General features: G+C 66.6%; 12 protein-coding genes. All 12 read right to left on the reverse strand.

The window, feature by feature from the left end; genetic code table 11:
• Positions 1 to 52: 52 nt before the first annotated feature.
• Complete coding sequence (locus NA5_RS21160) at positions 53 to 253, reverse strand: hypothetical protein (protein WP_062988683.1); 201 nt, start codon at positions 251 to 253, stop codon at positions 53 to 55.
• A gap of 87 nt (positions 254 to 340) precedes the next feature.
• Positions 341 to 1,204, reverse strand: a complete 864-nt coding sequence (gene wag31, locus NA5_RS21165; protein WP_062988685.1) for a DivIVA-like cell division protein Wag31 — start codon at positions 1,202 to 1,204, stop codon at positions 341 to 343.
• Positions 1,205 to 1,284: 80 nt separating this feature from the next.
• The gene (locus NA5_RS21170) at positions 1,285 to 1,575 is read right to left on the reverse strand and encodes a YggT family protein (protein ID WP_040688811.1); all 291 of its coding nucleotides are present in this window, start codon (positions 1,573 to 1,575) and stop codon (positions 1,285 to 1,287) included.
• A gap of 89 nt (positions 1,576 to 1,664) precedes the next feature.
• Positions 1,665 to 2,441 carry a cell division protein SepF gene (locus NA5_RS21175; protein ID WP_062988687.1) on the reverse strand — a complete coding sequence of 259 codons (777 nt, stop codon included), beginning with the start codon at positions 2,439 to 2,441 and terminating at the stop codon, positions 1,665 to 1,667.
• A gap of 105 nt (positions 2,442 to 2,546) precedes the next feature.
• Positions 2,547 to 3,296 carry a YggS family pyridoxal phosphate-dependent enzyme gene (locus NA5_RS21180; protein WP_245672322.1) on the reverse strand — a complete coding sequence of 250 codons (750 nt, stop codon included), beginning with the start codon at positions 3,294 to 3,296 and terminating at the stop codon, positions 2,547 to 2,549.
• Positions 3,293 to 4,003 carry a peptidoglycan editing factor PgeF gene (gene pgeF, locus NA5_RS21185; protein ID WP_062988806.1) on the reverse strand — a complete coding sequence of 237 codons (711 nt, stop codon included), beginning with the start codon at positions 4,001 to 4,003 and terminating at the stop codon, positions 3,293 to 3,295. Before pgeF ends, NA5_RS21180 begins: the two co-directional genes overlap by 4 nt.
• Before the next feature lie 315 nt (positions 4,004 to 4,318).
• Complete coding sequence (gene ftsZ, locus NA5_RS21190; RefSeq protein WP_062988689.1) at positions 4,319 to 5,557, reverse strand: cell division protein FtsZ; 1,239 nt, start codon at positions 5,555 to 5,557, stop codon at positions 4,319 to 4,321.
• 323 nt (positions 5,558 to 5,880) lie between these two features.
• Positions 5,881 to 6,573 carry a cell division protein FtsQ/DivIB gene (locus NA5_RS21195; protein WP_084484304.1) on the reverse strand — a complete coding sequence of 231 codons (693 nt, stop codon included), beginning with the start codon at positions 6,571 to 6,573 and terminating at the stop codon, positions 5,881 to 5,883.
• Positions 6,574 to 6,579: 6 nt separating this feature from the next.
• Positions 6,580 to 8,019: a UDP-N-acetylmuramate--L-alanine ligase gene (murC, locus tag NA5_RS21200; protein WP_062988811.1), complete on the reverse strand. Its 1,440-nt coding sequence runs from the start codon at positions 8,017 to 8,019 to the stop codon at positions 6,580 to 6,582.
• A 77-nt stretch (positions 8,020 to 8,096) separates the two neighbouring features.
• Entirely contained in the window at positions 8,097 to 9,224 is a 1,128-nt protein-coding gene (gene murG / locus NA5_RS21205) for an undecaprenyldiphospho-muramoylpentapeptide beta-N-acetylglucosaminyltransferase (RefSeq protein WP_062988691.1), read from the reverse strand.
• Positions 9,221 to 10,699 (reverse strand): putative lipid II flippase FtsW, encoded by a 1,479-nt coding sequence (ftsW, locus tag NA5_RS21210; protein WP_062988693.1) that lies wholly within the window; start codon positions 10,697 to 10,699, stop codon positions 9,221 to 9,223. Before ftsW ends, murG begins: the two co-directional genes overlap by 4 nt.
• Positions 10,696 to 12,135, reverse strand: coding sequence for a UDP-N-acetylmuramoyl-L-alanine--D-glutamate ligase (gene murD / locus NA5_RS21215; RefSeq protein WP_062988695.1), 1,440 nt, complete (start codon positions 12,133 to 12,135; stop codon positions 10,696 to 10,698). The genes ftsW and murD overlap by 4 nt, the downstream gene beginning before the upstream one ends.
• Positions 12,136 to 12,140: the final 5 nt, after the last annotated feature.

Consider the following 12,140-nt stretch of genomic DNA (forward strand, 5'->3'; position numbering starts at 1 on the left):
TTACATGTTTGATTCTAACCAGGACGGTCAAACCAGTTTGTCGGGCCCACAATTACCGTTTCGCATGCCGACCAGGCGGCGGCGCGGAATCGCCCTCGGAGCTGCGCATGGAAAGCGCGCTCACCAGCAATAGCACAGCACCCACGATGCAGATGAGGATGCACCCCCAGGCCCACAGCACCGACCCGGTGGTCAGCGCGGCCACTAGCAGGGCGAACCCGATCGCAGCAAGGACCAGCGTCAAGACGAGCATATTGACCCCCTAGGCATGCCAGGCGGCTCGGCGTACCTCTAGCTACTCGAACAGCAACTACAGCGGAGATATCTCTCTACCACGAGATTACTTGGCGCCCTTGGCGAATGAGGCGGGAGCGAGATTGTTCGCGGTATTGGTATCGACGAACGCCTCGCCGCCGTCCACCGGCACCGCCGAGCCACGGTTCTCCAGCTCCTCGAGCTGGGACTCCAGGTACGACTTCAGTCGCACGCGGTACTCCCGCTCGAAGGTCTTGAGCTGCTCGATCCGGCTCTCCAGCACGCTGCGCTGCTGGGTGATGGTGGCCATGATCTCGGTGTGCTTGCGCTCGGCATCGGCCTGCAGCGCGTCGGCCTTCTCCTTGGCCTGCCGTAGCTGGTTGTCCGAACGGGTCTGGGCATCCGAGAGCATCGCATCCGACTTCTGCCGCGCATCGGCGATCATCGCCTCCGAGCGGGTTCGCGCATCGCCGACCAGTCGTTCGGAATTCGCCCTGGCATTCGAAAGCAGGTTCTCCGCTTCGAGCTTCGCATCGCTGGTCAGCCGGTCCGCCATCTCCTGGGCGAGACTGAGCACCTTGGCCGCCTGCAGATTCGCATCCGCGCTCGGCGCATCCTTGGCTACCGGGGCCGCGACCGGCATCGGGGGCGGCGGCGGGGCCTGTTGCACCGGCGGCTTGATGGGTTCGGGCGGGGGCGGCGGAGCTTGCTGGACGGGTGCTTTCACCGCGGCGGCATTGGCCGGGCCGCGATTTTTCTTGGCGTCGGCCAGTTCCGCATCGAGCTCGGCAACCCGCTGGCGCAGGTCAGCGTTCTCCTCGATCAGACGCGAGAGCTCCTGCTCCACGAGATCCAGGAAGGCGTCTACCTCATCCTCGTTGTAGCCGCGCTTCCCGATCGGCGGTTTGCTGAACGCGACGTTGTGCACATCGGCTGGGGTCAGCGGCATGGAAGGATCCCTTCACGCGTCTTTTGGAGATCTAGCAGATCTAGCAAGCTATCTTCTCGGTTCATTCTGTCACACCGGGGCTACCCGTCGGCGTGGCCGCCCACAAACGTCATCGAGATGAAGACGACGAAAAGCAGGACCATAATCGACAGATCGAGCCGAATTCCTCCCAATGACACCGGTGGTATCAACCGCCTCAGGAGTTTCACCGGAGGATCGGTGATCGTGAAGATCACCTCGAGGATGACGACGACGAAGCCGCTCGGGCGCCAGTCGCGGGCAAAGCTGCGGATGAACTCCACGATCACTCGGCTGATCAACAACAGCCAGAAGATGAACAGTACGAAGTAGAGCACCGCAAACAAGGCCACGATCTCACTCTGCCCCAAAATCCGCGTCGCGCAAAATGACCACACCGCCCCATACGCAACGGGTCTAACAGAACCCCCGGATCACAGCGCTATTTCTGGTTGTAGAAGCCGGTTTCGGCGATCCTGCGACGTTCTTCGGCCGAGACATCGACATCGGCGGGTGAGAGCAGGAACACTTTGGTCGCCACTTTGTCGAATGAGCCACGCAGCGCGAAAGCCAGGCCAGCGGCGAAGTCGACCAGCCGCTTTGCGTCGGCATTGCTCAGATCGACCAGGTCCATGATCACCGGGTTGCCCTCGCGGAAGCGCTCACCGATGATGCGGGCCTCGCTGTAATCGCGCGGGCGCAGCGTCGTGATCTTGGACAAGGGACCTCCGTCCTCGAAGATCCCCGGCCGACGTGCCGGCGCGGGCTCGGGGCGCACACGCTCCTCCAGTCGCCGCTCTTCGGCCTCGGGATCGACGGCGAGCGCACCCCTGGTGGCTCCCCGCAGCATCGGCGCATTGCCGCCCGCACGGAATCGGGACGCGCCCGGCGCGGCATCGATCCTGGTGGGACGGGGTCGCGCATCGTAGCGGTCGTCCACATAGGGCTCGTCGACGTAATCGTCGCGCCGAGACACCGGATATCCCGCCTTGTACGGCGACTTGTACGCGGGCTCAGGGTAATCCGGCTCATCGTCGTAGCGGTCATCGGCATAGCGGTCCGCGCCGTAACCGGCGCGCTCGGAATATTCACGGGGCCGGGGACGACGTGAGCCGCGCTCGTCCATACCGCGGGGGGCGGGTTCGGCGACATAGTCGTCTTCGTAATCCTCGAGCGGAACCATGCCGAAGTACGCCTTGAACTTGTGCAGCGTGCTCATTTCATAGACCTTCCTTCGGCCCCGGTGGCGGCCGGGTGTTGAAGTCTTGCTCAGTCCTCTCCAGTCCCAGCATATGTGTCGAATGTGACTGATGAGGTTTCTTTGCTACGCCGAGGTTATCGGTCGAGCGCCCATCAAGGCGGTACCGACACGCACACAGGTAGAACCGTGTTCGATCGCCGATTCCAGATCGTTCGACATGCCCGCGGAGAGTTCGGTCGCTTCGGGATGGTCCGCGCGTATCAGGGCATGCAAATGCGCAAGGCGTGCAAAAGCAGCGTCGGGCACGGCGTCGAGCGGGGGAATCGCCATCAGGCCCGCGAGCTGCAGTCCCGGCGCGATGGCCACCCGATCGGCCAGTGCCGCAAGGTTTTCGGGGGCCACACCACCGCGACCCGGATCCTCGTCCAGGCTCACCTGGACCAATACTCGAACCGGTTCGCCGCGCTCGCCCGCGTCCAGGGCAGCTCGCCCAGCGGTGTCAAGGGCCGTTGCCAGGCGTTCGCTGTCGACGGAGTGCACGGCATGTGCCCAGCGCGCGACGACCCTCGCCTTGTTGCGCTGCAGCCGACCGATCATGTGCCAGCGCACATCCGCGAGGTCGGTCAGTTTTGCGACCTTCGCGGTGGCCTCCTGCTCCCTCGACTCACCGAATTCCCTGCAGCCCAAGCGATGCAGGATGGCGATATCGGTGGCCGGGAAGAACTTCGTCACCGGGAGTAGCCGCACCGATTCCGGAGCACGCCCGGCCGCATGACACGCCGCGCCGATTCGCTTGTTCAGATCGGCGAGATTCGCCGCGAGTTCGGCGGTCCGACCGTCCATGGCTTCGGCCGCAATGGATTCGGTACTCATGCTTCCGCCTGCATCCAGATGACACCGGCCATGCGCCCGGTCGGTGCGCCGCGACGATGACTGAACAGCGTCTTGTCCTCGATCGTGCAGCGCGGATCGATCGCGACCCCGCCCACTCCGGCTTCGGTGAGCTGCCTGTGGATTCCAGCGCGCAGATCGAGTGCGGGCGTGCCGCGCACGGTGGTTGTCGCACTACCGGGCAGATGCGCCTCCACATCGGCGCGCATCGCGGCGGGCACCTCGTATTGCCGACCCGATGCGGCCGGACCGAGGAAGGCGCCGATCCGCTCGATGCGGGCACCGGCCGAAACCATTGCGTCCAGTACGCGCGGCACGATGCCGATGCGCGCACCGATTCGTCCGGCATGCACGGCCGCGATCACACCCGCCTCGTCATCGGATAGCAGGATCGGCACGCAGTCCGCGGTGAGCACCACCAGTGCCAGACCCGGCACGGTCGTCACCAATGCGTCGGTCGCGGGCACCGGGCCATCCCATGGCCCATCGATGATTTCGACATTGCGCCCGTGGATCTGTTCCATCCACACGAGCCGATCCGGTGTCAGGCCGATACCCTCGGCCAGCCGGTCCCGGTTCCGCTGGACGGTCGCCGGGTCGTCCCCCACATGATCCCCGAGATTGAACGAATCGTATGGCGGCGCCGAGAAACCGCCCGCCCGCGTGGTCGTCACTCGTCGAACGGTCAGTGTCGGCGCCGCTCCCCCGCCGCCCCGGAACTTTTGCCGGTCGTCGCGGGTATCAACAGCGCCGTCGCGGGCCGACGGTCGTGTGCCTGGCTGAGTGCTGGGCGTCCCCGACGAGTTACCCATGTGCTCCCCCGCCTCCCCGAGTCTTTTGCCGGTAGTTATGTGCCTCGGCAGTACTCGACCGGTCCGGCGGTCGGCGAAGTGGCTGAGCTTTGGGCGTCCCCGATGAGTTACCCATGTACGAACGAGATCTGTCGTTGCTTTGGCATATCGCCAGTCTGCCAGCCCAGGCGACCGAATCGTGCGATCGGCGACCTACCGACGCATGAACGACGGCACGTCAACGTCGTCGTCGTCATCGGAATCCGGCGGCTCGATATGCGAGCGCGTATTGTGCGTGACTGTCGGCTCGGCCAGTGTGCGGGCCCGTTCGGAATCCCGGTAGCTGGGCACCGCACCCCGGGTGGAGCTGGTTTGACCTGCGGCGGAAGCGGTTTCGGTGCGTGCGGCGGCGGCGATCTCACTGGTCCGGCTGGTCTGGCCGAGCTCACCGGCCCGAGCCGAACCGATCGCGCCGCGACCCGCTTCGAAGGTGCGCCGGGCCGGGCCGCCGCCGTCGAAACCGGCCGCGATCACCGTGACGCGAACCTCATCGCCGAGCGAATCGTCGATGACGGTGCCGAAGATGATATTCGCCTCGATATGCGCGGCCTCCTGCACCAGCGAGGCCGCCTCGTTGATTTCGAACAGACCCAGGTCGGAACCGCCCGCGATCGAGAGCAGTACGCCGTGCGCACCGTCCATCGACGCCTCGAGCAGTGGCGAATTGATCGCCGATTCGGCGGCCTTGACCGAGCGGCCCTCGCCGCGCGCCGAGCCGATGCCCATCAACGCGCTTCCCGCACCGGACATCACGCTCTTCACGTCGGCGAAGTCGACGTTGATCAGACCCGGGGTGGTGATCAGGTCGGTGATGCCCTGCACACCGTTGAGCAGCACCTCATCGGCGGAGCGGAAGGCGTCCATCAGGCTGACCGCCGCATCGCCGAGCTGCAGCAGCCGATCGTTCGGGATGACGATGAGCGTGTCGCAGGATTCGCGCAGCAGGTTGATGCCCACCTCGGCCTGATTGCCACGGCGCTTGCCCTCGAAGGAGAACGGCCTGGTGACCACACCGATGGTGAGCGCGCCGAGTTTGCGCGCGATGCTCGCGACGACGGGTGCGCCACCGGTACCGGTGCCGCCGCCCTCGCCCGCGGTGACGAAAACCATGTCGGCGCCCTTGAGCACCTCTTCGATCTCGTCCTTGTGATCTTCGGCGGCCTTGCGCCCGACCTCCGGATCGGCACCGGCGCCGAGACCGCGGGTGAGCTCACGACCGACGTCGAGTTTGACGTCGGCATCGCTCATCAGCAGCGCCTGCGCGTCGGTGTTGACCGCGATGAACTCGACTCCCTTGAGTCCCTGTTCGATCATCCGGTTGACGGCATTCACGCCGCCGCCGCCGATACCGACGACCTTGATCACAGCAAGGTAGTTGTGCGGGGGCGTCATGGGCCTTCGCCTTCCTTCGATCTAAAGTCTGTCGTTTTCGAATTCTCGACATTCGGTCTGTGGCAAGACCGGGCAAACCCTAAAGCTCAACCATAGGGTTAGCGTTATGTCAAGTATCCGACTGCTGCGGAACGCTATTCGCAGCCGCCGCGATAGGCGCGCAGGCGCGCCGAAACGACTGACAGAATCTTGTGTGATCCCTCTCGTCTCGCCGCGCAACACGTCGTATCGTGAACGGTTGCCCCCGAACCCACGGTCTCGCTGGGCTGTTCCCACTGCGGTCACAGTTCCATCGAAAAACCCCTGGGCACAATGGGTATCGATCACTTTACCGTGACCAGATTCGGACTCGAAACATCGAACACCGTTCCATCGCGGGTCAACAGCGGTATCACCACGGCCGCCTTGCGTTCCGCGTCATTAGTTCCTCCCCACAGTACCGTGCGACCGTCGCGCAGGTTCAGGAAAATATCCGAAATCGACCGCGCGACAACCTCGTCCACCTGCACGACCAGCGCCGCAGGCAGAACCGACAGAACCGAGGCCGCGGCCCGGGTGACCGGATCGTCGCCGCCGGGATGTTCGGTGATGAGCTTCGCGACGCCGATGGGTGCGTCCTCGATCGCGAACTCCACACCCTCCGCATCCAGCAGATGCGCGCCTTGCGGGCTGTCCCAGAACAAGACCGGCGTGCGCTCGACCACCGTCACCTTGACGGTGGACGGAAATACTCGCTGCACCCGTGCGGTGCGGACTTTCGGAATGCTCGCCACCCGCCGGGCCATCGCATCGGTGTCGATGCGCAACATCGAGCGGCCGGACGGGATCTCGAGTTTGTCGCGCACCTGTTCCTCGGGAACCGCGACCAAACCGTCGATCTCGACCGTGCTCGCCGAAAACACCGGGGTGAACCAGGCCAGTACGAGGACAAGTGTAAGAACGCACACGCCGAGCAAACTCCACCGACGCAGGCGAACCCGCTGTGCCCGGTCGAACCAGTCACCCGCGGTTCGCATCGCGGGTCACCGCCCGTATTGCGGACGCGCGCGCAGCCCATCGAGAATCTGGCTGCCGAGCATCGTCACATCGCCCGCGCCCATGGTGATCACCACATCGCCGGGCAGGGTCAGGCCCGCGACCTGGCGGCCGACCCGCGACATATCCGGCTGGTAGTGCACGGGTTTGGTGACGGCTTGGGCGACGAGCGCGCCGTTGACACCGGGCAGCGGCTTCTCCCGCGCACCGTAGACATCGAGCACGACGACCTCGTCGGCGAGGCTGAGCGCCGCGCCGAAATCCTTGGCGAAGGTGGCGGTGCGGCTGTAAAGATGCGGCTGGAACACCACGATGACCCGGCCCTGTCGGGACCGCGCACCGTCACGCGCCTCCTGCTGCACCAGCTCCGCGGCCGCGCCGAGGACCGCGCGCACCTCGGTCGGGTGGTGGGCGTAATCGTCGAAGACGCGCACGCCGTTCTCCCGACCCACGAACTGGAACCGGCGATGTACACCGCCGAAACCCTCCAGCCCCTGGATGATCTCGTCCACATCCGCACCGGCGGCGCGCGCGGCGAGCAGCGCGGCCAGCGCGTTGAGCGCCATATGCCGACCGGGCACGGCCAGTCGCAGGGTGCGCGGCGCGGCCTCATCGGCGAGCTGGAACTGGGCCAGGCCGCCGACATCGCGCGGCTCCCAACTGTGCAGCCGCACGCCGACCGGCACCGGCGCGTCGGACAGTTCACCCGATCCGTAGCCGAGCACCCGAACGTTCTGCTCCGCCAACCGCGCACCCACCCGCTCGGCCAGCGCCCGCGACCCGGGATCGTCCAGACACACCACCAGCAGGCCGCCGGGGCCGAGACGGTCGGCGAAGTCGTCGAAGACCTGGACATAGGCCTCATCGGAGCCGAAGAAGTCCAGGTGATCGGATTCGATATTGGTGACCACGGCGACGTCCGGGTCGTATTGCAGCAGTGAACCGTCGCTCTCGTCGGCCTCGGCGACGAAGATTTCGCCGGTGCCGTGGTGGGCATTGGTGCCCGCCTCGTTGAGTTCACCGCCGACCGCGAAGGACGGGTCGAATCCGCAGTGCTGTAACGAGACGATCAGCATCGAGGTGGTCGAGGTCTTGCCGTGCGTGCCCGAGACCAGCAGCGTGCGATGACCCTGCATCAGTGAGGCGAGTACGGCGGGGCGCAACAGCACCGGAATATCGCGCCGGTTCGCCTCGACCAGTTCGGGATTGGTCTTCGGGATGGCGGCGTAGGTGGTGACCACCGCGGTCGGGCCGCCGGGCAGCAGGTCGAGGGCGCTGGCGTCGTGACCGATGCGCACCTGGGCACCGCGGGCCCGCAGCGCGAGCACACCGCGACTCTCCTTGGCATCCGAACCGGAGACCGAGCCACCGCGCGAGAGCAGAATGCGCGCGATGCCGGACATGCCCGCCCCGCCGATTCCGACCATGTGCACGCGCGCCAATTCGGGCGGCAGCGCCGAGCGCGCCTCGTCGGCCCCGGAATCGGTGGCATCGGCTCCCGTGGTCACCGGCCGCTCACCTCGACGACAATGCGCGCGAGCTCGTCGGCGGCATCGCGGTGTCCGGCACCTGCGGCGGACAGGCTCATCTCGATCAGCCGTGCGCGGTCGGTCAGCAGCGGTATCACCTCGTCGATCACGTATTTCGGGGTCAGCTCGGCATCGGGGACGATTCTGCCACCCCCCTGGCGCACGATCGGCCTGGCATTGAGTTCCTGTTCACCGTTGCCGTGCGGCAGCGGCACATAGAACGCGGGCAGGCCGACCGCCGAGACCTCGGCGACGGTCATCGCGCCGGAGCGGCAGACGACCGCGTCGGCGGCGGCATAGGCCAGGTCCATCCGGGAAAGATACGGCACGGCGATATACCGCGCCCCACCCTCATCCGATTCCGGGACTTCGAGGGTGTTCTTGGGTCCGTGCGCGTGCAGCACCGAGACGCCCGCCGCCGCCAGCTGTGGCGCCGCGCCGGAGATCGCCTTGTTCAACGAGACTGCCCCCTGCGAGCCGCCGAAGACCAGCAGAACCGGTCCCTCGGCGGGCAGGCCGAAATGGGCACGGGCCTCGGCCTGCAGCGCGGCCCGATCCAGCGAGGTAATGGACCCGCGCACCGGAATGCCGATGACCTCGGCCTTGGCCAGACCCGAATCGGGTACGGCGGCAAGCACTCTGGCCGCGCGCCTGGCACCGACCTTATTGGCGATGCCCGCCTTGGCATTCGCCTCGTGCACCACCACCGGCACCGCGCGCCTGCGGCCGAGCACGCCACGCCCCGCCGCGAGGTAGGCGGGCAGCGCGACGTAGCCGCCGAAGCCGACGATCACATCCGCCTCTACCGCATCGATGACAGATCTGGTCTTGGCCACCGAAGCGCGGACACGGCCGGGCAGCCGCAGCAGATCGGCGCTCGGCTTGCGCGGCAGCGGAACTGGTGGGATCAATTCCAGCGGATAGCCGCGCTCGGGCACCAATTTGGTCTCGAGTCCGCGTTCGGTACCGAGTGCGGTGACCCGGATCGAATCGTCGAGTCGCCGCAGCGCGTCGGCGACGGCCAGCGCGGGCTCGATATGTCCGGCGGTACCACCGCCTGCGACGATCACCGACAGTGGTTTGCGGGGTCGCTCCGCACTCACCTGGATCTTCCCCGATCTCTCGCATGGTTTATCGGATAGCTCGGCTCCCAAGCCCTGGTCGCCCGCAGCGAACTCGTCCCCCGGCTCTCGGGCACGCGCCGCCGAGCGGATTCGGACTGGGTCCGCCGCCCCGGTGGCAGTGCGGCCCGCGCCCGGTCGGCCTTGGCCCGTTCGGCCCTAGCCCGCTGCTCGGCCGCCTTCGCCTTGGCCGCGGCCGAGCGAGCCCGCGCCGCATCCGCCCGCGCCGGTGAGTACACCTCCGGCTTGGGCAGTCGCAACAGTCGGCTGAATCTGCCGTCCTGTCCGGCCTGCAGCGCCGAAATGGCCTCGGGCTCGTGCCTGGCCGCATTGGCGATGATGCCGAACATGAACAGGGTGATCGCCAGCGACGAACCGCCCGCCGAAACCAGCGGCAGCTGCAGACCGGTCACTGGGAGCAGGTTGACCACATAGCCGATATTGATCAGCGCCTGCCCGGTGATCCAGGTCGTCGCGGTCGCGGTGAGCAGCCGCAGGAACGGATCGACCGAACGGCTCGCGATGCGCAGGCCGGTGTAGACGAACAGTGCGAACAGGCCCAAAACCAGTGCGCAGCCGAGGAATCCGAGTTCCTCGCCGATGATGGCGAAGATGAAGTCGTTGTGCGCATTGGGCAGGTACTGCCATTTGGCCCGGCTCTGGCCGAGGCCGCGACCCCAGATGCCGCCGTCGGCCAGCGAGTACAGCGCTTGGCGCGCTTGATAATTGATGCCCTGCGGATCGTCGCCCGGATTGAAGAAGGCGCGCATTCGGTCCGAGCGATACCCCGCGGACAGTGCGAGGACGCCCGCGGCGATCACGCCGGAAATCGCGATGGTGACGAACAACCGCACCGGCAGCCCGCCGAACCACAGCAGTGCGGCCAGGACGATGCCGAGCGCGATGGTGGTCGACAGATTCGGCTCCAGCACGACGAGCAGGCACACCAGCAGACCGGCGGGCACCAGCGGCACCAGAATGTCCTTCAGGCCGGCCTGTTCCGAGCGCCGCGAGGCGAGCAGATGCGCACCCCACACCACCAGCGTCACCTTCACGATCTCCGATGGCTGCACCGAGACCGGCCCGATGAAGAACCAGCGCCGCGCACCCTGCACTTCTGAGCCGATGCCGGGAATCAGCACCAGCAAAAGCGCCAGCACCGAGATCGCGAACAGCGGAAACGACCATTGCCGCAGTCGCCGCAACGAAATCCGCAGTGCCAGAAAGAACAGCACCGCGCCGATCGCGGCGAACATGGCCTGCTGGATGAACAGCGAATACGCCGACCCGCCATCGACATACGCCTCGACGCTCGATGCCGACAACACCATGACCAGACCGAGCACCGTCAGCAGTGTCGCGATCGTGACGACGAGATGGAACGACGCGAGCGGGCGGGCCAGCCAGGCGCCGAATTTGGTGGCCGCCAGCCGATTCCGCCGTGTCGTCTCGGTCATAGCTGCCGCCCGATGTCACCGTCTTCCAGCGCGGCCACCGCGGCGGCGAAGCTGCGCCCGCGGTGGGTGTAATCGGCGAACATATCCAAGGAGGCCGCGGCCGGAGCCAGCAGTACGGCGTCCCCGGGACGGGCCAACCCGGCCGCGGCGCGCACGGCCCGCGCCATCACGGCGTCGGCTGTCTCATCGGTACCGGCCTCACCCATGCCTGCATGGTCTCCCGCGCGGACCTCGACAACCGGGACCTCGGGCGCGTGTCGCGCCAATGCGGCCGCAAGCACCGGCGCGTCGGCCCCGATCAGCACGGCGGCGACAAGACGATCGGCGATCTCCTCGACTAGATCCTCGACCGAGGCACCCTTCAGCTGCCCACCGGCGATCCAAACCACCTGTGAGTGACCGAGTATCGATGAACGGGCGGCATGCGGGTTGGTGGCCTTGGAGTCATCGATGAATTCGACACCGGCCACCTCACGCACGAACGCGGCCCGATGCGGACCGACCTTGTGCTCGATGAGGCCTTCACGCACGAATTGCGGTGCCACATCGATGGCCCTGGTCAGCGCGGCGGCGGCGAGTGCGTCGGCGACACCGGCGGGCCCCTTGGGACTGATATCGCCGACCTCGGCCAGGATGGCCGCCTTGGTGAAGGCACGGTCGAGCAGTTTGCCGTCGACAACACCGAGTTCGCCGTCGGCGGGTACGCCGATCCGGAAGCCGAGCGTCCGGCGCGCCTTACTGCGCCGGGCCAGCGAGGCGGCCACCGGATCGTCGAGTCCGACGACACCGACGCGGCCATACAGCGCCCTGGACTTTGCGGCGGCGTAGGCGTCGAGACCACCGTGCCAATCCAGGTGATCCTCCGCCACATTCAGCACGACACCGGCCTCGGGCCGCACCGAAGGCGCCCAATGCAATTGGAACGAGGACAGTTCGACGGCGAGCACCTGCGGACCCGGGTTGCGGCGCAGCGCATCCAGGATCGGCAGCCCGATATTGCCACAGGCGACACTGGCGATACCGGCCGCGCGCAGGATGGAATGCACCATCGAGGTGGTGGTGGTCTTGCCGTTGGTTCCGGTCACCACCAGCCACTTGCGGACCGGACCGTAGATCCTGGCCTGATCGACCCACCAGGCGAATTCGACATCGCCCCAGACCGGGGTGCCCTCGGTCACCGCGGCGGCGAGCACCGGTGAATCCGGCCGCCAGCCCGGACTGGTGATGACCAGCGCGAAGCGGCTCCAGTCCGCGGTTTCCAGTTCGGTACAGGTGGCGATGTCCAGACCGAGTTCGGCCGCCTCGGCCAATGCGGCGGCACCACCGTCGGTGACGACCGGACGCGCGCCGATATCGCGCAGCGGTTCGATCAACGAGCGACCCGAGACACCCCATCCGGCCACCAGAACGTCACGGCCACGCAGGAATTCGAGCATGGGCC

The sequence above is a fragment of the Nocardia anaemiae NBRC 100462 genome (assembly GCF_001612725.1).
Lineage (GTDB): Bacteria > Actinomycetota > Actinomycetes > Mycobacteriales > Mycobacteriaceae > Nocardia > Nocardia anaemiae.